At 59.6% G+C, this 22429-nt stretch carries 22 protein-coding genes; 11 read left to right on the top strand and 11 right to left on the bottom strand.

What is annotated here, in order from left to right; translation table 11 throughout:
- Window positions 1-145: 145 nt before the first annotated feature.
- Window positions 146-2467, top strand: coding sequence for a hybrid sensor histidine kinase/response regulator (locus tag ACA053_RS20060; RefSeq protein WP_109633605.1), 2322 nt, complete (start codon window positions 146-148; stop codon window positions 2465-2467).
- Here the strand turns inward: ACA053_RS20060 and ACA053_RS20065 are convergent.
- The 3 genes from ACA053_RS20065 to msrB all read right to left on the bottom strand — a co-directional run bounded on the left by ACA053_RS20065 (window position 2451) and on the right by msrB (window position 3954).
- On the bottom strand, window positions 2451-2912 hold the full coding sequence (locus ACA053_RS20065; RefSeq protein ID WP_497312774.1) for a MarR family winged helix-turn-helix transcriptional regulator: 462 nt from the start codon (window positions 2910-2912) through the stop codon (window positions 2451-2453). The genes ACA053_RS20060 and ACA053_RS20065 overlap by 17 nt on opposite strands.
- On the bottom strand, window positions 2909-3394 hold the full coding sequence (locus ACA053_RS20070) for a glutathione peroxidase (RefSeq protein WP_109633608.1): 486 nt from the start codon (window positions 3392-3394) through the stop codon (window positions 2909-2911). Before ACA053_RS20070 ends, ACA053_RS20065 begins: the two co-directional genes overlap by 4 nt.
- A 164-nt stretch (window positions 3395-3558) precedes the next feature.
- Complete coding sequence (gene msrB, locus ACA053_RS20075) at window positions 3559-3954, bottom strand: peptide-methionine (R)-S-oxide reductase MsrB (RefSeq protein WP_109633610.1); 396 nt, start codon at window positions 3952-3954, stop codon at window positions 3559-3561.
- A gap of 226 nt (window positions 3955-4180) precedes the next feature.
- Between msrB and ACA053_RS20080 the strand changes: the two genes are divergently transcribed.
- Together ACA053_RS20080 and htpX are read left to right on the top strand one after the other, a co-directional pair.
- The gene (locus ACA053_RS20080; RefSeq protein WP_008030363.1) at window positions 4181-5392 is read left to right on the top strand and encodes a pyridoxal phosphate-dependent aminotransferase; all 1212 of its coding nucleotides are present in this window, start codon (window positions 4181-4183) and stop codon (window positions 5390-5392) included.
- 316 nt (window positions 5393-5708) lie between these two features.
- The gene (htpX, locus tag ACA053_RS20085; protein ID WP_109633611.1) at window positions 5709-6596 is read left to right on the top strand and encodes a protease HtpX; all 888 of its coding nucleotides are present in this window, start codon (window positions 5709-5711) and stop codon (window positions 6594-6596) included.
- Window positions 6597-6787: 191 nt separating this feature from the next.
- Here htpX and ACA053_RS20090 read toward each other — a convergent pair whose 3' ends face one another.
- Complete coding sequence (locus ACA053_RS20090) at window positions 6788-7444, bottom strand: thiopurine S-methyltransferase (RefSeq protein WP_109633613.1); 657 nt, start codon at window positions 7442-7444, stop codon at window positions 6788-6790.
- Between the two features lie 103 nt (window positions 7445-7547).
- Here ACA053_RS20090 and ACA053_RS20095 point away from each other — a divergent pair, with 103 nt between their 5' ends.
- Window positions 7548-8315 (top strand): DODA-type extradiol aromatic ring-opening family dioxygenase, encoded by a 768-nt coding sequence (locus ACA053_RS20095; protein WP_497393510.1) that lies wholly within the window; start codon window positions 7548-7550, stop codon window positions 8313-8315.
- A 92-nt stretch (window positions 8316-8407) separates the two neighbouring features.
- Here the strand turns inward: ACA053_RS20095 and ACA053_RS20100 are convergent, their stop codons facing one another.
- Window positions 8408-10081 (bottom strand): DEAD/DEAH box helicase, encoded by a 1674-nt coding sequence (locus ACA053_RS20100; RefSeq protein ID WP_109633616.1) that lies wholly within the window; start codon window positions 10079-10081, stop codon window positions 8408-8410.
- A 422-nt stretch (window positions 10082-10503) separates the two neighbouring features.
- On the opposite strand from ACA053_RS20100, the gene ACA053_RS20105 reads away from it, so the two are divergent.
- Window positions 10504-11295 carry a crotonase/enoyl-CoA hydratase family protein gene (locus ACA053_RS20105; protein WP_497312781.1) on the top strand — a complete coding sequence of 264 codons (792 nt, stop codon included), beginning with the start codon at window positions 10504-10506 and terminating at the stop codon, window positions 11293-11295.
- Window positions 11296-11469: 174 nt separating this feature from the next.
- Here ACA053_RS20105 and ACA053_RS20110 read toward each other — a convergent pair whose 3' ends face one another.
- Window positions 11470-12225: a spermidine synthase gene (locus ACA053_RS20110; protein ID WP_109633620.1), complete on the bottom strand. Its 756-nt coding sequence runs from the start codon at window positions 12223-12225 to the stop codon at window positions 11470-11472.
- Window positions 12226-12374: 149 nt separating this feature from the next.
- Here ACA053_RS20110 and ACA053_RS20115 point away from each other — a divergent pair, with 149 nt between their 5' ends.
- A complete protein-coding gene (locus tag ACA053_RS20115) occupies window positions 12375-13721 on the top strand; it encodes a class II 3-deoxy-7-phosphoheptulonate synthase (RefSeq protein ID WP_109633622.1) in 1347 nt (448 codons plus the stop codon).
- A 122-nt stretch (window positions 13722-13843) separates the two neighbouring features.
- Here the strand turns inward: ACA053_RS20115 and ACA053_RS20120 are convergent, their stop codons facing one another.
- The gene (locus ACA053_RS20120; protein WP_497393511.1) at window positions 13844-15073 is read right to left on the bottom strand and encodes a winged helix-turn-helix domain-containing protein; all 1230 of its coding nucleotides are present in this window, start codon (window positions 15071-15073) and stop codon (window positions 13844-13846) included.
- Between the two features lie 64 nt (window positions 15074-15137).
- Entirely contained in the window at window positions 15138-15353 is a 216-nt protein-coding gene (locus tag ACA053_RS20125) for a DUF1127 domain-containing protein (RefSeq protein ID WP_010461302.1), read from the bottom strand.
- Between the two features lie 96 nt (window positions 15354-15449).
- Here ACA053_RS20125 and ACA053_RS20130 point away from each other — a divergent pair, with 96 nt between their 5' ends.
- Window positions 15450-16304 carry a LysR family transcriptional regulator gene (locus ACA053_RS20130; protein ID WP_497312786.1) on the top strand — a complete coding sequence of 285 codons (855 nt, stop codon included), beginning with the start codon at window positions 15450-15452 and terminating at the stop codon, window positions 16302-16304.
- Here the strand turns inward: ACA053_RS20130 and ACA053_RS20135 are convergent.
- Entirely contained in the window at window positions 16294-17028 is a 735-nt protein-coding gene (locus ACA053_RS20135) for a sulfite exporter TauE/SafE family protein (protein WP_497318312.1), read from the bottom strand. The two genes, ACA053_RS20130 and ACA053_RS20135, sit on opposite strands and share 11 nt — an antisense overlap.
- A 124-nt stretch (window positions 17029-17152) precedes the next feature.
- Between ACA053_RS20135 and ACA053_RS20140 the strand changes: the two genes are divergently transcribed.
- From ACA053_RS20140 to ACA053_RS20155, 4 genes are all read left to right on the top strand, one after another.
- Window positions 17153-18109: a LysR family transcriptional regulator gene (locus ACA053_RS20140; RefSeq protein WP_497393513.1), complete on the top strand. Its 957-nt coding sequence runs from the start codon at window positions 17153-17155 to the stop codon at window positions 18107-18109.
- A gap of 69 nt (window positions 18110-18178) precedes the next feature.
- Window positions 18179-18640: a MarR family winged helix-turn-helix transcriptional regulator gene (locus tag ACA053_RS20145; protein WP_497318314.1), complete on the top strand. Its 462-nt coding sequence runs from the start codon at window positions 18179-18181 to the stop codon at window positions 18638-18640.
- A gap of 347 nt (window positions 18641-18987) precedes the next feature.
- Window positions 18988-19407: an organic hydroperoxide resistance protein gene (locus ACA053_RS20150; RefSeq protein WP_047527178.1), complete on the top strand. Its 420-nt coding sequence runs from the start codon at window positions 18988-18990 to the stop codon at window positions 19405-19407.
- A gap of 33 nt (window positions 19408-19440) precedes the next feature.
- Window positions 19441-20457, top strand: coding sequence for an alpha/beta hydrolase (locus tag ACA053_RS20155; RefSeq protein ID WP_497393514.1), 1017 nt, complete (start codon window positions 19441-19443; stop codon window positions 20455-20457).
- A gap of 181 nt (window positions 20458-20638) precedes the next feature.
- Here the strand turns inward: ACA053_RS20155 and ACA053_RS20160 are convergent, their stop codons facing one another.
- Both ACA053_RS20160 and earP read right to left on the bottom strand, forming a co-directional pair.
- A complete protein-coding gene (locus ACA053_RS20160) occupies window positions 20639-21208 on the bottom strand; it encodes an elongation factor P (protein WP_007943632.1) in 570 nt (189 codons plus the stop codon).
- A gap of 48 nt (window positions 21209-21256) precedes the next feature.
- Window positions 21257-22399: an elongation factor P maturation arginine rhamnosyltransferase EarP gene (earP, locus tag ACA053_RS20165; RefSeq protein ID WP_497318315.1), complete on the bottom strand. Its 1143-nt coding sequence runs from the start codon at window positions 22397-22399 to the stop codon at window positions 21257-21259.
- Between the last annotated feature and the right edge of the window lie 30 nt (window positions 22400-22429).

The raw sequence follows: 22429 nt of genomic DNA on the forward strand, positions 1-22429 counted from the left end.
AGTGATGATGTCATTACAGCGACGCAACACAGCGCCTGGCGTCCCTTTAACCCCTTGTCGCACAAGGGCTCGCGCGAACATCGGTATCCATGCATGATCGACTATGCTTGAGCAGCGAAGGGAAACGGAAGTGGTTCAACACCCCATGGATATCAAGTTCACCCACCGGCTGTCGTACAAGCAAGCCCGGCTGACTGTGCTCGTCGGTTTCATTCTGGGCACGCTGCTCAGTCTGCTGCAAATAGGCATCGATTATGCCAGCGAAGACGCCTCCATCAACCGCGAAATCCTGTCTTTGCTGGAAATCAGCCATAACCCCGCGTCCCGTATCGCCTACAACATCGATGCCGAACTCGCCCAGGAACTGACCATGGGCCTGTTGCGCTCACCTGCAATCCTCGGTGCGCAACTGACAGACAACAACGGAACCGTTCTGGCCAGCGTCAAACGCCCGACCCAGCAAAACAACTACCGGATGATCAGCGACTTCCTGTTCGGCGCCAACCGTCAGTTCGAAGACCGCCTCTACCTCGACCAGTTGCCGGATGAATCCCTCGGCACCTTGCGCCTGGAAGTCGATACCTACGCCTTCGGCAGCCGTTTCCTGCGTCGGGCCGAGGTGACGCTGCTCAATGGTTTCGCGCGCAGCCTGATCCTGACCGGCATCCTGTTGGCGCTGTTCTACGTGATGCTGACGAAACCGCTGGTGCGGGTCATCCGCGAACTCAGCGGACGCGATCCGCGCAGCGCTGAACCGACCTGGCTGGAATACCCGAGCGGGCATAAAAACGATGAAATCGGTGTCCTGGTCAAAGTGGCCAACCAGCAATTTGAAAACATCGCCACCGAAATCCAGCAACGACGCAACGCTGAAAACCGCCTGACCGACTACCTCGGGCAACTGGAAAACATCGTCTCGGCCCGTACCGCGGAGCTCAAGGCGATCAATGCCAGGCTGAGTCAATCCAACCAGGAACTGGAAGTTGCGCGAAGCACCGCCCTGGATATGGCCGAAGCACGCTCGGTGTTCCTCGCCAACATGAGCCATGAAATCCGCACGCCACTCAACGGCCTGCTGGGCATGATCGCGCTCTCGCTGGACGGCCCACTCAATGCCGAACAACAGCAACAGCTGTCCATCGCCCATGACTCGGGCAAAGTCCTGGTGGAGTTGCTCAACGATATTCTCGACCTGTCGAAATTCGATGCCGGCCAACTCGAACTCGAACACATTCCGTTCGACCTCGGATCGCTGATCGAGGACACCGCCAACCTGCTGTCGCAGAACGCCGCGCCCAGCGTCGAGTTGACCTGCCTGATCGATCCGCACTTTCCGGCGTTGGTACTGGGGGATCCGACCCGTGTTAGGCAGATCGTCAGCAACCTGCTGTCCAACGCCCTCAAGTTCACCCGTTTCGGTCGGGTCGATGTGCGCCTTTCAACGTTTGAGGATGGCGTCAGAATCGAAGTCTGCGACACCGGCATCGGGATTGCCCAGGACGCCCAGGTCAAAATCTTCCAGCCCTTCACCCAGGCCGGGGCCGGCATTACCCGGCAGTTTGGCGGCACCGGGCTGGGGCTGGCGCTGACTTATAATCTGTGCGAAGCCATGCAGGGGCGGCTGACCATCAGCTCGGAAGCGGGTTTTGGCAGCCAGTTCTGCGCCGACCTGCCGTTACCCTGCCACACCCGGGCCATGCCCCTGCAGCCTCTATCCGGCAAGATCATCGCGATCACTGCCGCCAACAGTGGTCTGGCGGAACTGTTGAAAAACCTGTTGCCCGGCTGGGGCCTCGATTATCAACAACGCGCCATCGATGACTCGTTGATCGGCCTCGACCCGGATGTGCTGATCACCGACTGCCCCGAATGCCTGTTCGGCCTGCGCCCGACCTTCGACGCCCCTATCCTGCTGGTGACCGCCTATGGCAGCTTCATGCCCAGCGAAGAAGCGAGCGCCCTGGCGCCCCTGCAACAACAGGCGCGACCTTTGGCGCGCAACGCGCTTTACCAGACCTTGCGCCGGGTGTTGCAGCCGGAAAGCAACCTGATCAACGGAGCCCGGGTCGAAGCCCTTACCCCGCAACGGCGCGGACGCGTCTTGCTGGTGGAGGACAACCCGGTCAATCAATTGGTGGCCAAGGGCATGCTCGGCAAACTCGGTTGCGAGGTGATCGTCGCCGCTCACGGTGCCGAAGCCCTGGATCAGCTCGAGCACAACGAATTCGATCTGGTGCTGATGGATTGCAACATGCCGGTGATGGATGGCTACGAGGCCAGTCGGCAGATCCGCCGCAGCGGGCGCTGGCCACAATTGCCCATCGTGGCTTTGACCGCCAACGCCATGTCCGAGGAACGCGAACGCTGTCGTGTGGCGGGCATGAGCGACTACCTGGCCAAGCCTTTCCGCCGCGAAGAACTGGCTGCCCTGCTCGACCTGTGGATACCGACTACGACAGTGCCTTGATTTGTCCCAACAGGTGATCGAGGCCGTCACGCAGATCATTCAGGCGATCCAGATCGACGCCGCTGTCGCACAACAACCGGGCCTTGAGCGGCCCGACCTGATCACGCAAGGCCTTGCCGGCAGGCGAAAGACTCAGGTGCACCTCTCGCTCATCGCGCGCCGAACGCTGGCGCTGCACCAGTTGCAGTTGCTCAAGACGCTTGAGCAACGGCGTCAGGGTGCCGGAATCCAGCGCCAGGCGTTCGCCCAGCGCCTTGACCGTCGGCTGCTCCGGCGCCGCTTCCAGCCATTCCCACAACACCAGCATTGCCAGGTATTGCGGATAGGTCAGGCCAAGCTGATCGAGCATCGGCTTGTAGGCACGAATCACCGCTCGCGAGGCCGCATACAGTTTGAAGCAGAGCTGGCTGTCGAGCTTCAGGGAATCGACTGACAAGGTGTTCATTTGAGCAGGGCTTCGATCTCGCCGCTCAGGTCCTGCGGCTTGGTCGCCGGAGCGAAGCGCTTGACCAACTGACCGTCCTTGCCGATCAGGAACTTGGTGAAGTTCCACTTGATACCCTGGGAGCCCAGCACGCCCGGTGCACGCTTCTTCAACTGCACGAACAGCGGATGGGCGTCGGCGCCGTTAACGTCAATCTTCTTGAACAGCGGGAAGCTGACACCGAAGTTCAACTCGCAGAACTCGGAAATCGCCCCTTCGTTACCCGGTTCCTGCTTGCCGAACTGATTGCAGGGAAAGCCGAGCACCACCAGGCCTTGATCCTTGTAGGTCTGCCACAATTCTTCGAGGCCTTTGTATTGCGGGGTGAAACCGCATTTGCTGGCGGTGTTGACCACCAGCACGGCTTTGCCGGCGAAATCGGCCAGGGTTTTCTGTTCACCTTTGATGGTGGTCACCGGGATGGTCAGCAGGTTGTCGCTCATGGGGTCAGGCTCGATAGGAAGGAACGAGCACCAAACATAGCGAGCAATTGAATTGTGTGCAATTTAAATTATTGGACGCCGATTACCTGTGGACGCCGGGCTTGCCCGCGCTGGCGTCCTTCAGGCCGCCATCGCGAGCAAGCCCGGCTCCCACAAGGCTCGTCTTACTCGCGCGGCACCAGGTCCAGGCACACCGAGTTGATGCAATAGCGCAGGCCGGTCGGCGGCGGGCCATCCGGGAACACGTGCCCCAGGTGCGCGTCGCATTTGGCGCAGACCACCTCAGTACGGATCATGCCGTGGCTGACGTCACGGATCTCGACCATGGCGCTGTCGCCGATCGGCGCGTAGAAGCTCGGCCAGCCGCAGCCGGAGTCGAATTTGGTCTTGGAGTCGAACAGCGGCTCGCCGCAGCAGATGCAGTTGTAGACGCCGTCGGTCTTGGTGTCGTTGTATTTGCCGGAGAACGGCCGTTCGGTGCCCTTGAGACGGCAAACGTTGTACTGCTCTGGATCGAGCATCGCCTTCCATTCTTCCAGGGTTTTATCCAACTTTTCCATCGTCACACCTCAGCAGCTGAAAAAGCCCGATCTGTACCTTTTCCACGGATCGGGCGGCACGTATGATTGCGCCTCGTCAAACGCCAGTCTGGCAGCCAGACCACGCGCATTCAAACGGATTTATGAGTGCTGCCTCTCAAGGCGTCAGGCCTGTGTGAATACGCAGGATTCCCAGCACGGTCGTTCATACGCCGCCTGGATCGTTCATTTTCGGGAACACATCGCCATGCAGGTCAGCAAATCGAACAAGCTCGCCAACGTCTGCTACGACATTCGCGGCCCAGTGCTAAAGCACGCCAAACGCCTGGAAGAGGAAGGTCATCGCATCCTCAAGCTGAACATCGGCAACCCGGCGCCCTTTGGTTTCGAAGCGCCGGACGAAATCCTCCAGGACGTGATCCGCAACCTGCCGACCGCTCAAGGCTATAGCGACTCCAAAGGCCTGTTCAGCGCGCGCAAGGCCGTCATGCAGTACTACCAGCAAAAGCAGGTGGAAGGCGTCGGCATTGAAGACATCTACCTGGGTAACGGCGTTTCCGAGCTGATCGTGATGTCGATGCAGGCCCTGCTGAACAATGGCGACGAAGTACTGGTGCCAGCGCCGGACTATCCGCTGTGGACGGCTGCCGTGAGCCTGTCCGGCGGCAACCCGGTGCACTACCTGTGCGACGAGCAGGCCAACTGGTGGCCGGACCTGGCCGACATCAAGGCCAAGATCACCCCGAACACCAAGGCCCTGGTGATCATCAACCCGAACAACCCGACTGGCGCCGTGTATTCGAAAGAAGTGCTGCTGGGCATGCTGGAGCTGGCTCGCCAGCACAACCTGGTGGTGTTCTCTGACGAGATCTACGACAAGATCCTGTACGACGACGCCGTGCACATCTGCACCGCGTCCCTGGCGCCGGACTTGCTGTGCCTGACCTTCAACGGTCTGTCGAAGTCTTATCGCGTCGCTGGTTTCCGTTCCGGCTGGATCGCCATTTCCGGCCCGAAACACCACGCCCAGAGCTACATCGAAGGCATCGACATGCTGGCCAACATGCGCCTGTGTGCCAACGTGCCGAGCCAGCACGCGATCCAGACCGCACTCGGCGGCTATCAGAGCATCAATGACCTGGTGCTGCCGCAAGGTCGCTTGCTGGAACAACGCAATCGCACCTGGGAACTGCTCAACGACATTCCAGGCGTGAGCTGCGTCAAGCCGATGGGTGCGCTGTATGCGTTCCCGCGGATCGACCCGAAAGTCTGCCCGATCCACAACGACGAGAAGTTCGTGCTCGACCTGCTGCTCTCCGAGAAGCTGCTGGTGGTGCAAGGTACGGCCTTCAACTGGCCTTGGCCGGATCACTTCCGTGTCGTGACCTTGCCACGGGTGGATGACCTGGACATGGCCATCGGCCGGATCGGCAACTTCCTCAAATCCTACCGCCAGTAAGCTGAACTTCACCGTGCGACGCGCGCGTCTGTCGCACGGTGATTAATTCAGCAACACATCTTTGCACCCCGCCAGTCATCGCTGCCGCCATCGCTGACTGATGCCACGTTTCGTGGCCGCGTCTAACAAAGACGGGGCCTGTGACGCGAATTGGCTGTCAAACGCGTCCGGCGTCCCCGTCGGAAATGCCCTGCAAGCAGCTAGACTGTTGCCGTAGGACACAGTTTGAAATAGTCACTCGGTTGAATAGCCCGGTGCAGCACCTTATATACCCCGCAGTACGCTACATCTTTAGCATGAGGAGATTTCTACAACCATGATGCGCATCCTGCTGTTTTTGGCCACTAACCTGGCGGTCGTGCTGATTGCCAGCATCACCCTGAGCCTTTTCGGCTTCAACGGGTTCATGGCGGCCAACGGGGTTGATCTCAACCTCAATCAGCTGCTGATTTTCTGTGCGGTCTTTGGTTTCGCCGGTTCGCTGTTCTCGCTGTTCATCTCCAAATGGATGGCGAAGATGAGCACCAGCACCCAAATCATCAGCCAGCCGCGCACACGTCACGAGCAATGGCTGCTGCAAACCGTCGAGCAACTGTCCCGCGAAGCCGGGATCAAGATGCCCGAAGTCGGGATTTTCCCGGCCTACGAGGCCAACGCGTTCGCCACGGGATGGAACAAGAACGACGCATTGGTCGCGGTCAGCCAGGGTCTGCTCGAGCGTTTTTCGCCGGATGAAGTGAAGGCCGTCCTGGCTCACGAAATCGGTCACGTGGCCAATGGCGACATGGTCACCCTGGCGTTGATCCAGGGCGTGGTGAACACCTTCGTGATGTTCTTCGCGCGGATCATCGGCAACTTTGTCGACAAAGTGATCTTCAAGAACGAAGAAGGCCAGGGCATCGCCTACTACGTGGCGACCATCGTCGCCGAACTGGTCCTGGGCATTCTGGCCAGCTCCATCGTCATGTGGTTCTCGCGCAAACGCGAGTTCCGCGCAGACGAAGCCGGTGCACGTCTGGCAGGTACCAGCGCGATGATTGGCGCCTTGCAACGCCTTCGTGCAGAACAGGGTCTGCCGGTGCACATGCCGGACACGCTGAATGCCTTTGGCATCAACGGTGGCATCAAGCAAGGGTTCGCTCGTATGTTCATGAGCCACCCGCCGCTGGAAGAGCGTATTGACGCGTTGCGTCGTCGGGGCTGATAGCGCTCGCACTACGCAGTAAAAGAAAAGGCCCGCAGTGAATGCGGGCCTTTTTTTGTCTGCCGATTGATGCGGTGTTCATTCAGACCCCATCGCGAGCAGGCTCCCACAGGTAACCGAATGATCCGAATAGACGCGATCTACTGTGGGAGCGGGCTTGCTCGCGAAGGGTTCAGCAAACTCAACGCATCTTAATGGCTGGAAACCCGATACACCCGCTCTTCAAGCCGCGTGACGCCACTCTCGACAAACTTCCAGCTCTCGCCCAGCACGTCCTGGTCTTCCAGTATCTTCAGTGCCCAGGTCGCCCCGAACAACCGTTGCACTTCGTCGTCCAGCACCGCAAACGGCGGGCCGTCCATTTGCGCCTGGTCGTAATCCAGGGTAATCAAAATCCCCAGCGAATCCTTCGGCATAATCCGCTTCAGATGCTCGGCGTATTGCTCGCGCATGGTTGGCGGCAAGGCGATCAAGGCAGCGCGGTCGTACAGCGCGCTGCAATCGGCGACATCGCCGGCAGTCAACGCGAAGAAATCACCGCACCAGATCTCGATCGAACCTGCTCGATAGACCGTAAAAGGGCCCTGGTCGCTGACGTCCGGATCAAACTGATGCTCGTGGAAAAAGTCTTCCACGGCCTTTTCCGACAGCTCGATGCCCAACACCTCGTGACCGCATTTCGCCAGCCACAGCAGGTCCAGGCTTTTCCCACATAACGGCACCAGTACACGCGCGCCCTCCTCCAGGCCCAACTGCGGCCAGTACCGTTGCAGATATGGATTCACTTCCGGCAGGTGAAAACCGATCTGATTCGACGTCCACCGCTTGTGCCAAAACTCCGGCTGCATAATTAATCCCGAAAATTCGATCAAAAGACCCTAAAACTTATATTAGATTTAGATCAATGATCTGACTGAAGATGCTGCCATCTTACCCCTCAGGAGCTCATTCATGTTCCCCAGCCTGTACATATCCCATGGCTCACCCATGTTGGCACTGGAACCGGGTGCCAGCGGGCCCGCCCTCGCGCGGCTCGCCGCAGAAATGCCGAAACCGAAAGCCATCGTGATTGTCTCTGCGCACTGGGAAAGTAACGACTTGCTGGTCAGCGGCAATCCCCGGCCTGACACCTGGCATGACTTCGGTGGCTTTCCCAAGGCTTTGTTCGAGGTGCAATATCCGGCGCCGGGCGATCCGCAACTGGCGGCGGAGGTTGTCGAACATTTGAAAGCCGACGGCCTGCCTGCACGCATTGATGCCGAGCGGCCCTTCGATCACGGAGTCTGGGTGCCGTTGTCATTGATGTATCCGCAGGCGGACATCCCGGTGGTGCAAGTCTCGCTACCCACCCGTGGCGGCCCTGTCCTGCAAACCCGGGTCGGCCATGCCCTCGCCAGCCTGCGCGAACACGGCGTGTTGTTGATCGGGTCTGGCAGCATCACCCACAACCTGCGTGAACTGGACTGGCACGCCGGCCCGGAAAGCGTCGAACCGTGGGCCAAGACGTTTCGCGACTGGATGATCGAAAAACTCGCGGCCAACGATGAACTCGCGCTGCACGATTATCGCCAGCAGGCGCCGAATGCGGTGCGCAACCATCCCAGCGATGAGCATTTGCTGCCGTTGTACTTTGCTCGCGGGGCTGGCGGTGAGTTCAGCGTTGCCCATCAGGGTTTCACCATGGGTGCGCTGGGGATGGACATTTACCGCTTCGCCTGACAGATCTCAGGCCAGGCACAAACAGCAGGCCAAAAAAAATCCCCGAACCAGTCGGGGATTTTTTATGTTCGATCAATCAGCCCGAAAGCGGATCAATCTTCGCGGTAGCGACGCAGCTTCAACTGCTTACCGGCAACGCGAGTGTCCTTCAGCTTGGTCAGCAGACGCTCCAGACCATCTTCCGGCAGCTCGACGAGGCTGAAGCTGTCACGCACCTGGATGCGACCGATTGCTTCGCGAGCCAAGCCACCTTCGTTGAGGATGGCGCCCAGCAGGTTCTTGGCAGCGATACCATCACGCGCACCCAGCGCGGTACGGCAACGAGCACGACCTTCGGCCAATGGAACCGGAGCACGACGCTCACGATCACCACGGTCCGGACGGTCACCGGTACGCTCTGGACGATCGCCACGCGGTGCGTTGTTCGGCACCAGTGGACGTTCTTTCTCGATTGCAGCCAGGGTCAGCGCTTGAGCGTTGGTTGCCTTGCGCAGCAGAGCAGCGGCCAGTGCACGCGGGGTGCAACCGATGTCGGCAGTCAGGCGATCCAGCAGTTCACCGTGAGTCGACTCGGCATCACCAACCAGCGGCGACAGGCTGTTGGTCAGTTTCTTGATGCGGGCGTCGAGAACAGCCTGGGCGTCCGGCAGGCGAACTTCAGCAACCTTTTGACCGGTTACACGCTCGATCACTTGCAGCATGCGGCGCTCACGTGGAGTCACCAGCAGCAGTGCGCGACCTTCGCGACCGGCACGGCCAGTACGGCCGATACGGTGAACGTAGGACTCTGGATCGTACGGCATGTCAACGTTGAACACGTGAGTGATACGCGGAACGTCCAGGCCACGGGCAGCAACGTCGGTCGCCACAACGATGTCCAGACGGCCATCCTTGAGGGATTCGATCACGCGCTCACGCTGGTTCTGAGCAATGTCACCGTTCAGCGCAGCGGCTTTGTAGCCTTTGGCTTCCAGGGCACTGGCCAGGTCCAGGGTCGCTTGCTTGGTGCGCACGAACATGATCAGGGCGTCGAAGTCTTCCACTTCCAGCAGGCTCAATACAGCCGAGGTCTTCTGGTCAGCGTGAACCAACAGGTGAGCCTGTTCGATCGCGGTAACGGTCTGAGTCTTGGTCTGGATCTTCACGTGTTGCGGATCGCGCAGATGGCGTTCGGCAATGGCACGGATCGACTGAGGCAGGGTGGCCGAGAACAATACGGTCTGACGGGTTGGTGGCAGAGCCTTGAAGATAACTTCGAGGTCGTCCATGAAACCCAGTTTGAGCATTTCGTCCGCTTCGTCGAGAACCAGGTGGTTCACGGTCGACAGGACTTTTTCGTCACGACGCAGGTGGTCGCACAGACGGCCCGGCGTGGCGACAACGATCTGTGCGCCATTACGGATTGCTTTCAGTTGTGGGCCCATCGGGGCGCCGCCGTAAACGGCCACAACGGTAACGCCCGGCATTTGCTTGGCGTAGGTTTCGAAAGCGGTTGCTACTTGCAGCGCCAACTCACGGGTTGGCGCCAGGATCAGGGCTTGCGGCTCGCGCTTGGCAGGATCGATGCGGTGCAGGATTGGCAGAGCGAACGCGGCGGTTTTACCGGTACCGGTTTGCGCCTGGCCAATCATGTCGTGGCCGGCCATGATGATCGGGATCGATTGCTGCTGAATAGCCGAAGGCTCTTCGTAGCCAGTCGCGATGACGGCTGCAAGAATATTCGGATTAAGATTAAAAGCGGCGAAGCCGCCGGTTTCCTGGGTCATGGGTCTGCCTCTAAGTGCATCCGCAAAGACCCATGCTCCAAAGCTGCGCATGCCGTGTAAGACTCAAGAGTCGCCCTGGCTGCTTTGTCGGCGGGGATTTGCGAAAACGAATGAATGAAAAAGATTCGTCAAGGGAGAGTCCGCTGTGCGGACGTGCAGCCGAAGCTGACTTCGGGAAATTGCGCTACCTAAACGCGGCCCGGTTAAAGGCCGGCGCGCACTATACCGGAATTCGCTCAAAAAGGGAGCATTATTTGTCGGAAAACTGACATATACACCGTTGTGTCACAGGCTTTGCGGATAATCGTGCAACGGTCTATTTTTCAAAGGCCCGGCCCCGCTGGCGATGGCGCTAAAACGGTTCACCGATGTTACGCAGACCCGCGGTCTGACACTCCCCTTCCCGCACGAGGAAATGCTCCATGAATCAGCCCGCCCCCAGTCGTGTCACCCGTGAAAAACACGGCCATGTCCTGTTGATCGGCCTGGATCGGGTGGCCAAGCGCAACGCCTTCGACCTCGACCTGCTCAATGCGCTGAGCCTGGCCTACGGCGAGTTCGAGGCCGACAGCGAAGCGCGGGTGGCGGTGGTGTTCGCTCATGGTGAGCATTTCACCGCCGGGCTCGACCTGATCAACGCCAGCGCCGCCCTGGCTGACGGCTGGCAGGCACCGCCCGGCGGTTGCGATCCGTGGGGCGTGTTTGCCGGACCCCGGGTGAGCAAACCGGTGATTGTCGCCGCACAAGGCTACTGCCTGACCATCGGCATCGAGCTGATGCTCGCCGCCGACATCAACCTTTGCGCCAGCAATACCCGATTCGCCCAGAAGGAAGTGCAGCGCGGGATCTTCCCCTTCGGTGGCGCCACGTTGCGTCTGCATCAAGTCGCCGGCTGGGGCAATGCCATGCGCTGGCTGCTGACCGGCGATGAATTCGATGCGCATGAAGCGTTGCACCTAGGGTTGGTGCAGGAAGTCATGGCCAGCGAAGATTTGCTGCCGCGGGCGATTGAATTGGCAGAGCAGATTGCCCGGCAGGCGCCGCTGGGGGTTCAGGCGACGCTGATGTCGGCCCGGCAGGCGCGCTATGAAGGGGAAACGGCGGCGGCGCAGGGATTGCCGCCGTTGGTGAAGAAGTTACTGGCGAGTGAGGATGCCCGGGAAGGTGTGCGGTCGATGGTCGAGAAGCGACCGGGGGTCTTCAAGGGCTGCTGACGATCAACCGGTTGTGAAGGGTTTTCTGTGGCGAGGGGATTTATCCCCGTTGGGCTGCGAAGCAGCCCCAAAAACCATTCAACCCGGTGGTAACAGCTAAACCGCATCAGCCGGATTTACGACTGCTTCGCAGCCGGACGGGGATAAATCCCCTCGCCACAAGGCCTCATTGCATCAGGTTGCCGGGCGAATCGCCTTGATCAACGACTGCAACGAATACCCCAACCGCGGCGCCAGCTCTTTGGCCCGGGCGGTCAATCCTTCCAGATCCAGCTCCTGATCCAGCTCCGAAGGCACGATCAAAATCACGTTGCCCTCCTTTACCGGCAACTCCCAGTAATGCCGGTGATAGAGCCCACGCAACAACGCAGCGCCCAACGGCTTGCCGTCATCGGTGGCCCACTGATTGATCACCAGCCAGCCGCCCGGATTCAAGCGTTTCTGACAGTTTTCCAGGAAGTTCCAGGCCAGATGCCCGACACCCGGACCGACATCGGTATAAAGGTCGACGAAAATCAGGTCCGCCGGCTCGGCGGTATCGAGCAACTCCAGCGCATCGCCGACGCGGATATACAGTCGCGGGTCGTCATCCAGCCCAAGGTATTCGATGGCCAGACGCGGTACGTCGGGGCGCAGCTCGATGGCCTCGACATCTTCTAGCGGCAGGAACTTGAGGCACGCTTGGGTCAGCGTGCCGGCGCCGAGCCCGAGGAAAAGCGCGCTTTCCGGCTGTTCATGGCACAGCGCACCAATCAGCATCGCGCGGGTGTAATCGTACTCGAGCCAGCTTGGGTCCGCCGTGAACACGCAACTCTGCTCGATGGCATCACCGAACTCGAGAAAACGGTAATCGGCCACTTCCAGCACGCGAATCACGCCGAATTCATCCTGTACCTCGGCGAGCAGATGCTCGACGCGCTCCTCAGTCATTTCGTCTCCTGATCGTCGCCAGGCCCGGCAACGCGATAAACCGCAACATGAAGCGGCAAAGGCGCGATTGTCCGCGAAGCAAGCGGAACAGGTCACGCACTAATTTGCTGATAACATGAACGCCCGAGCGTAAAACAACCGAGACCGTGATGAGCCAACCCTGGAGCCCTGACAGCTGGCGCGCCCTGCCGATCCAGCAACAACCCCACTACCCCGACGCGGCGCATTTGCTGCAGGTCGAGCAAACCCTGGCGAGTTATCCGCCCCTGGTGTTTGCCGGTGAGGCCCGGGAGTTGCGCCGTCAGTTTGCCCAGGTCACCCAGGGCCGTGCGTTTCTGTTGCAAGGTGGCGACTGCGCCGAAAGCTTTGCCGAGTTCTCCGCCGCGAAAATTCGCGACACCTTTAAAGTCCTGCTGCAAATGGCGATCGTCATGACCTTCGCCGCCGGTTGCCCGGTGGTCAAGGTCGGGCGCATGGCCGGCCAGTTCGCCAAGCCGCGCTCGGCCAACGACGAAACCATCGACGGCGTGACCCTGCCCGCCTACCGTGGCGACATCGTCAACGGCATCGGTTTCGACGAAAAAAGCCGCGTGCCGGACCCGGAGCGTCTGCTGCAGTCTTATCACCAGTCCACCGCCACCCTGAACCTGCTGCGTGCGTTCGCTCAGGGCGGTTTCGCCGACCTGCATCAGGTACACAAGTGGAACCTGGATTTCATCGCCAACTCCGCACTGGCCGAGAAATACAGCCACCTGGCCGATCGCATCGATGAAACCCTGGCCTTCATGCGCGCCTGCGGCATGGACAGTTCGCCGCAATTGCGCGAAACCAGTTTCTTCACCGCCCACGAGGCGCTGCTGCTCAATTATGAAGAAGCCTTCGTGCGCCGCGACAGCCTGACCAACGATTACTACGATTGCTCGGCGCACATGCTGTGGATCGGCGATCGCACCCGTCAGCTCGACGGCGCCCACGTTGAATTCCTGCGCGGTGTGAACAACCCGATCGGGGTCAAGGTCGGCCCGAGCATGAACCCCGAAGACCTGATTCGCCTGATCGACGTGCTCAACCCGGACAATGACCCGGGCCGCTTGAACCTGATCGCACGCATGGGCGCGAACAAGGTCGGCGATCACTTGCCGGCGTTGATCCGCGCGGTGCAGCGTGAAGGCAAGCAAGTGCTCTGGAGCTCCGACCCGATGCACGGCAACACCATCAAGGCCAGCAGCGGCTACAAGACCCGCGACTTCGCGCAGATCCTCGGTGAGGTGAAGCAGTTCTTCCAGGTTCACGAAGCGGAAGGCAGCTACGCCGGCGGTATCCACATCGAGATGACCGGGCAGAATGTGACCGAGTGCATTGGTGGCGCGCGGCCGATTACAGAAGACGGGTTGTCGGACCGGTATCACACCCATTGCGACCCGCGAATGAATGCGGATCAGTCGTTGGAGTTGGCGTTTCTGATTGCCGAGACGCTGAAGCAAGTCCGGCGGTGAATCAGTAACTACGCCATCGCAGACACACCGCCTTCGCGAGCAAGCCCGCTCCCACAGGTCACCGAGTTGCCCAGGCGAACGCGGTCTAATGTGGGAGCGGGCTTGCTCGCGATGGCGCCAGTTCAAACAACACTGAGTTGCGCCAACGCCACCCGCAACCGCGCCGCACTCGCCCGCGGGCAATTCAGCAGAACCTGCGCAAGCCCCAGCCAGTCCGCCATCTGCCGCAGATTGACCGCCAACGCCAGCATCCCCTCGTCATCCAGCCCCGGATCTTCCTCATGCACAGCGTGCACCGCCAGTCGGCCCAATGCTCGCTCGGCGCGCAAATCCACCCGCGCGGCAATCCGTTCATTGTGCAAAAACGGCAGCACGTAATAGCCGTACACCCGTTTGTCCTGCGGCGTGTAAATCTCCAGTCGATAACGGAAATCGAACAACCGCTCGGTGCGGCTGCGCTCCCAGATCAGCGAATCAAACGGTGATAGCAAGGCACTGGACTCGACCTTGCGCGGCACTTTCGGCTCGGGCAAGCAGTAGGCCGGTTGACGCCAGCCCTGAACCTCGCAGGCCAGTAATTCACCCATCTCTATCAGTTCCGCCAGACGCGGCCGGCTGTCTGCCGGGTTCAGGCGAAAATAATCGCGCAGGTCCTTTTCCGTGCCGACACCCAATGCCGTCGCGGCATGCAGCAACAGCCCACGCTGGGCCTCGGCCTCACTGAGCAAAGGCTGTTGCAGAACCGCTGAAGGAATCACCCGCTCCGGCAGGTCATACAGCCGCTCGAATCCGCGTCGGCCGGCGACCGTCACTTCACCGGCGGCGAACAACCATTCCAGCGCATGCTTTTCAGCGCTCCAGTCCCACCAGGGCCCCGCCCGCTCCTGGCGGGTCGACAAGCTTCCGGCCCCCAGTGCGCCGAGTTCCTGAACCGAGGCCAGCACCCGGCGAATCGTGTCCTGCTGCTCGCGACCGAAACGCGCCAGTTGCTGATAGATGTCTTCGCCGCGCGTTGCACGCTGCATGCGCCAACGCATTAAGGGATACATCGACATAGGCAGCAACGAAGCTTCATGGCCCCAATATTCGAACAACGTGCGACGTCGGCCTTGACTCCAGGCAGCCTGATCGAGCAAATCGGGGGAGTAATTTCCAAGGCGGGAAAACAAGGGAAGGTAGTGCGAACGCACCAACGCATTGACTGAATCGATCTGCAGGATGCCCAGGCGTTCGATCAGCCGGTTGAGCTGAACCGGTTTGATCGCCGCTGGCGGTTGCCGCCCGTTGAACCCTTGGGCGGCCAGCGCCAGACGTCGAGCCTGTTTGTTGGAAAAGGACAGCGTTGCGGGCATGAATACCTCCGTGTCTGCTCGCAACCTACCTCACCGGAGAGGGGTTTGTGTAGCGATAGCCTCATCATTTATGCATCGGATCATCCCAGAACGGCCGGACCGATTCATGTTCCACATCTGCACGACTCACGCCGATGTCCTTCAGTGCTTCGTCGCTCAAGCTTGCCAGCAGTTCACGTTCACGGTGAAGTTCGTACCAGCGACTAAACTTGTGCAGCAGATCGGATACCGCGTGGATTGAGAATTTTTCTTCCGTTACATGCTCGTTATGACCTTTCATCTTGCTGCCCTCCTTTAGGGATGGCTCAAGTCTCGCCTCAGCGCTAAGATCAATCCAACGAATGTTTCTGATGGTAACCATCTCGGAGATTGATGGATGTCGGCGTACCCAAGTATTGATACTGACGTGCTGCGCACCTTTGTCGCCATTGCCGACCAAGGCGGGTTTACCCGGGCCGGTGAAATGGTCAACCGCACGCAGTCAGCGGTGAGCATGCAGATGAAGCGTCTGGAAGAAGACGTGTTGCAGCGTCAGTTGTTCGAGCGTGATGGACGCCAGGTCAAGTTGACCGCCGAAGGCCAGGTATTGCTGGGTTACGCGCGGCGCATCCTCAAACTTCACAGCGAAGTCTTCAATACGTTGCGTGAGCCGCACATGGTCGGCACCGTGCGCATCGGCACGCCCGATGACTACGTGATGCGTTTCCTGCCGGGGATCCTGTCGCGCTTCGCCAAGTTTTACCCGCTGATCCAGATCGAAGTTCACTGCGAATCAACCAAGCAATTGTTGCAACGCCAGGACCTGGACTTGTCCATCGTCACCCGCGAGCCCGGTACTGAAATTGGCCAATTGCTGCGCAAGGAACGTTTCGTCTGGGCCGAAGCACAATGCTTCAGCGCCCACGAACAGACGCCGCTGCCCCTGGCGATGTTCAACAGTGATTGTTTCTGCAGGCTATGGGCATGCAATGCGCTGGACGCGATGGGTCGCGATTACCGCATTGCCTACAACAGTTCCAGCCTGTCGGCGTTGATGGCCGTGGTCAGTGCAGGCCTTGCAGTGACCGCTCAACTGGAAAGCCTGATCACGCCGGACATGCGCATCCTGGGAGAAGCCGAAGACCTGCCGCTGTTGCCGGAAGCCTGCATCATGCTGGTGCGCAACCTGCACAATCCGTCACCGATCACCGAGTGCCTGGCCGAGCACATCGTCGAAGGCTTCAAACTTTAAACGCGAGCATCACCGCGCACAGCACCAGGAAGCCGCAGAACAACCCGCGCAATAGCCGCTCCGGCATGGCGTGGGCGATCTTCACGCCCCAGCTGATGCTCATCATTCCGCCGACGGCCAACGGTAAGCCGATCATCCAGTCCACTTGATGATGCACCGCGTACGTCACCAGTGTGACGCCGGTGCTGGGCAGCGCCAAAGCCAGCGACAAGCCTTGGGCCACGACTTGAGTGGTGCCGAACAGGCTGGTCAACACCGGCGTCGCCACGACCGCCCCGCCCACTCCGAACAATCCGCCCATGGTGCCGGATGCCGCACCGAGCACCCCCAACCATGGCCAGGAATAACGCATCTGGGCAGACGCCGGTGCGTTAGCGGTAAACATGCGCACGAGGTTGTAGGCCGACAGGGCAATCAGGAACGCGACAAAGCCTAAGCGCATGGTCTGCGCGTCGATGCCCACCGCCCAGATCGACCCGATCCAGGCGAAGCAAAAGCCCATCGCCGCCAATGGCAGCGCGTGACGCATTTCGATGCGATTTCGCTGGTGATAACGCCACAGCGCCAGCATCACGTTGGGCACGACCATGACCAACGCCGTGCCTTGGGCTATTTGCTGATCGAGACCAAACAGCACGCCCAGCAACGGAATCGCGATCAAGCCACCGCCAATGCCAAATAGTCCGCCAAGGGTTCCCAAGGCGGCGCCGAAGACCAGATACATCACGAACTCAATCACAAGCGAATTTCCTTTTGTCAGGGTATTCATCCTACGCAGTCGATGCTGGCGGGGAAACGCACAGCAACGCACAATGGCTGTGCCAACTTCGCATAAGCGCAGATACACCATGAACCCCAATCAATTGACTGAACAGCTCGGCCTGTTCCTCGATGTGCTGGAAACCGGGAGCTTTTCCGCTGCGTCCCGCCGCCATCCGTTGACGCCTTCGGCCGTGGCGCGGCGCATCGACAGCCTGGAAAATGCAGTCGGCAGCCAGCTGTTCATTCGCAGCACCCACGCGGTGCGCGCGACGCCTGCCGGCTTGGCGTTTGCCGAACGTGCGCGGCGAGTCGTGGCGGAATTGCGCCTGGCTCGGGCTGAAGCCGTGTCCCTGAGCAGTGCACCGGAAGGCTTGATCCGCATCGATGCGCCGGCGGCGTTCGGCCGTCGGCACCTGGCACCGGTGATTGCCGACTTCTTGATGCTCTACCCCGGCCTGGACGTGCAGTTGCACTTGATCGACAGTTTTGTCGACATGCAAGGGCTGAACCTGGGCAAGGTTGACCTGGTGCTGCGCGCCGGGCAAATGGCCGACACAAGGCTGGTGGCCACGCCGCTGGCGAGTATGGTGCGCATTGCCTGCGCCAGTCCCGAGTACCTCAAACGTCGCGGCGTCCCGACCGAGCCGGCGCAGTTGATCGAGCATGACGGTCTCGACTGGGACGGTCTGGCCCCGCCCTTCGCCTGGCGCTTCGAACGCGACGGGCACATGCACTTGCATCGCCCGGCGCGCATCCGCATGAGCGCCAACAATGCCGAGGCGCTGGTGTGTGGTGCATTGGCCGGATTGGGCATCGCGCACTTGCCGACCTGGCTGGCCAGCGAGTACCTGTTGCGCGGCGAATTGCTTCCGCTGTTTTGTGAAAACGGCCTGCCACCTCCCGAATCCACCGGCATCTATGCGTTGCGTCTTGAGCAGCAACCCAATTCCCGCAGTCGCTTGTTGCTGGAATATCTGAAAACCCGCTTCAGCCCGATTCCGCCGTGGGACCTGGCGCTACAAAACACCCTGGACCGGCACTAGTCCAGAATTGTCTGGTGCATTAAAGATTCGTCCGCTAGATTCATGAAGATTACTGATCAAGGCTTTGAAATGACCACCGAACGCAACACCCCGGATAACTGCGACCAGCTGCTGCTGGACAATCAGGCTTGCTTCGCCCTGCATTCCACTTCTTTGCTGATGACCAAGGTGTACAAGCCGCTGCTGCAAGCGCTGGGCCTGACCTATCCGCAGTATCTGGCGATGATGGTGTTGTGGGAACGGGACGGGTTGACCGTAGGCGAAATCAGCACGCGACTGCTGACAGACCCCGGCTCTCTGACGCCCTTGCTCAAACGCCTGGAGGTCGAGGGATTGCTCAGTCGCACCCGCAGCCGTGAGGATGAACGGGTGGTGATTGTCGAGCTGACCGAACAGGGGCGCGCGTTGCGGGACAAGGCGCGCAGCATTCCCCAATGCATCCTCGGTGCAAGCGGAATGACGCTTGAGAGACTGCAGAAACTTCAAGCGGAGCTGCAAGAGCTGCGCAGCAATCTGCAAGACAGCCTCTAACCTTCAAACCACCCCAGATCCCCTGTGGGAGCGGGCTTGCTCGCGAAAGCGGTGTGTCAGTCGACAAAAATGTTGCCTGATACATCGCTTTCGCGAGCAAGCCCGCTCCCACATTTGTTTTGTGGTGTCCCTGTCGATCTCGCGTCCTCTTTCAAAAAAATTCTCCGCTGAAAAATCCTGCCGCGACCGCTCTAACTCAACACATCCAACCCGCGCTTTCTTTCAATCCAAAACTTTTTTAAAAATTTATATTGCGCGCTAAATATTTGCGCGATACATTCATCTCGCACTTACTTAGCGCGCAAACATTTAGCGCAAACAAATCAAACCCGAACGAGGCTTACTCCATGCAAACTCTCTACACCGCAATCGCAACCTCCACTGGCGGCCGTGACGGTCGTGCGGTTTCCAGTGACAACATCCTCGACGTCAAACTCGCTACCCCCAAAGAACTCGGTGGTGCCGGTGGCGCTGCCACCAACCCTGAGCAACTGTTCGCCGCCGGCTACTCCGCCTGCTTCATCGGCGCGCTGAAGTTCGTCGCCAGCCAGACCAAACGCAGCATCCCGAACGACGCATCGATCACCGCCCATGTCGGCATCGGCCAGATCCCTGGCGGCTTCGGTCTGGACATCGATCTGCACATCAGCCTGCCGGGTCTTGAACAAGCCGACGCGCAAAGTCTGGTCGACGCAGCACACCAGGTCTGCCCGTACTCGAACGCGACCCGTGGCAACGTCGATGTGCGCCTGCACGTGACCGTCTAACTGCTGGCTACCAGGCCCAAACAGGAAACGAACATGAACACTTTCAGCAAAGTCTTGACCGGCACCCTTCTCGCTTTGTCCATCAGCAACGCGTTTGCAGGCGATGGGGTTGAACACAACACCCAGGCGTTCCTCGATGTCCTGAATGCCGGCACCGGCAAACCAATGGAACAACTCACCCCCAAAGAAGCCCGCGCGGTGCTGGTGGGTGCGCAAGCCTCGGTGAAACTGACACTGCCAAAAGCCGATGTCAGCGAGAAGACCATTCAAGTCGATGGCCAACCGCTCAGCCTGACCATCGTCCGGCCGGCCGGGGTCAAAGGCGAGCTGCCAGTGTTCATGTTCTTCCACGGCGGTGGCTGGGTGCTGGGGGACTTCCCGACCCACGAACGCCTGGTTCGCGACCTGGTGACGGGTTCGGGTGCGGTGGCGGTGTTCGTCAATTACACCCCGTCGCCGGAAGCGCATTACCCGGTGGCGATCAACCAGGCTTATGCCGCGACGAAATGGGTGGCCGAGCACGGTAAAGAGATCAACGTCGACGGCAAGCGCCTGGCCGTGGCCGGCAACAGCGTCGGTGGCAACATGGCGGCCGTGGTTGCGCTGATGGCCAAAGACAAGGGCACCCCGGCGATCAAGTTCCAGGTGCTGCTGTGGCCGGTGACGGACGCCAACTTCGAAACCGCGTCCTACAACCAGTTTGCCGAGGGGCACTTCCTCACCAAAAACATGATGAAGTGGTTCTGGGACAACTACACCACCGACGCCAAGCAGCGTAACGAGATCTACGCCTCACCGCTGCGGGCAACCACCGCGCAACTGAAGGGCTTGCCGCCTGCCCTGGTGCAGACGGCTGGTGCCGATGTGTTGCGCGATGAGGGTGAAGCTTATGCGCGCAAACTGGATGAGGCGGGAGTGCCGGTTACGTCGGTACGCTACAACGGCATGATCCATGACTACGGTTTGCTCAACGTGGTGAGCCAGGTTCCAGCAGTACGTTCCGCGATGCTGCAGGCGTCTGAAGAACTGAAACAACACCTGAAGAAATAACACAGGTCAACATGTGGGAGCGGGCTTGCTCGCGAAGGCGGTCCATCAGTCAGCATTTTTGTCGACTGACACACCGCCTTCGCGAGCAGCCCGCTCCCACAGTGGTCATGGTTGAGCCTGAAACTGCGGACACAAAAAAGCCCGACTCAATGGTCGGGCTTTTTCATTCCTCAAGCGGTGCTTATTTAGCACGGCCTTTGTAGGAACCGCCTTCGCGGGTATCGATCTCGATCATATCGCCGATTTCGATGAAGTCAGCAACCGACAGCTCGGTACCGTTCTTCAGTTTGGCAGGCTTCATCACCTTGCCGGAAGTGTCGCCGCGAGCGGAACCTTCGGTGTAGTCAACCTGACGCACGATGGTGGTCGGCAGTTCTACGGAAACCAGACGCTCTTCGAAGAAGATCGCTTCGCAAACATCGGTCATGCCTTCTTCAACGAAAGGCAGAACGGCTTCGATGTCTTCAGCGTTCAGCTCGTACATGGTGTAGTCAGTGGTGTCCATGAACGTGTAGGTGTCGCCGCTGATGAAGGACAGGGTCGCTTCTTTGCGGTCGAGGATTACGTCGTCCAGTTTGTCGTCGGCGCTGTAAACGATCTCGGTCTTGTAACCGGTCAGCAGGTTTTTCAGCTTGGTCTTCATGATCGCGCTGTTACGACCGGATTTGGTGAATTCAGCTTTCTGAACCAGCCAAGGATCGTTTTCGAGACGGATCACGGTACCGGGTTTCAGTTCTTTACCAGTTTTCATTGCGAATATCCGAATTTGGATGGGATTTACAAAAATCTAGGCCGCGTATCATATCCAATTTACATAAAACTGTACCAGCGCTGCGGCAAGATCGGCCTGCAAGGCTTGTTCCAGACACCACGTCTCGGCGTGTTTTTGCAGCTCCGGCCAGTGTTTGCGGGTGGCCAACCAATGGTCGGACATATCATGACCCGCATTCCACGCACGCCAAAGACCGCTGATCGCCTCGCTGGCGGGCCCGGACAGGCCTTGGGTGTACAGAGCCAGGAAGGCGTCGAGCTTGTCCAGATGGATATCTTCGTCCTGCTGATAGATGTGCCAGAGCAGCGGCCGCCCTGCCCATTGCGCGCGAACAAAGGAATCTTCGCCGCGCACGGCGTTGAAATCGCAGCACCACAGCAAATGATCGTATTGATCCTGTCGGACGAACGGCAGGACTTGCACGGTCAATTCACCGCGCACGTGCACCGCGCCTGCCGCCAGTTGATCGACACCCAGCCAGCATTCGACATCCCCGAGAATCCGGCTTTCGGGCACCAGCAGATGCGTGGGAATCGAATCGGCGGCCAGCACGTCCAGCCAACTGGCCAATCCGCTGTTTTCGTAGGCAAACAGTGAGATCAGTTGAGCGTTCGGTGCGCGATCGATCCCCAGGCCTTGCAGGAATTCGCGCTGGGCTTCGGGGTTTTGCTGAAACTGCTGGCGACGTTCAAGCAATCCGTTTTCGCGCAGCAAGCCACCCGTGCCTTTCTGGAACCCCGGAAAGAAGAAGTACTTCTGCACGCTCTTGTACTTCACCGATGGCAAACCGTGACAGCCGATCACCCAGTCTTCGGCGCTCAGGTAGTCGAGGTTCATCCACAGCGGCGGCTTTTCCCGCGAGGCCATGGCGTCCATGTAGGCGCTCGGCAACTGGCAGGCGAACGCGGCGATCACCACATCAGCCGCTTCAGCGGGTTGCCATTCGGTGGGCCACTGACACACCTCCACACCCTGCTGCCATTGCTGCGTGGCGCTGATGTCGATTTCCGGACAGATGCGTTCGAAGGCCCGCAGGTCATCGACCCACAAGCGCACCTCCACGGCATGCTCGGCCACCAGTTGTCGGGCCAGGCGCCAGGTCACACCGATGTCGCCAAAGTTGTCGACCACGGTGCAAAAAATATCCCAGCGGGTTTTCACTTGAGGCATTTCAGGCATTCCAGGCTCCCGTTGGCAAAG

Source organism: Pseudomonas sp. LBUM1672 (assembly GCF_059695655.1).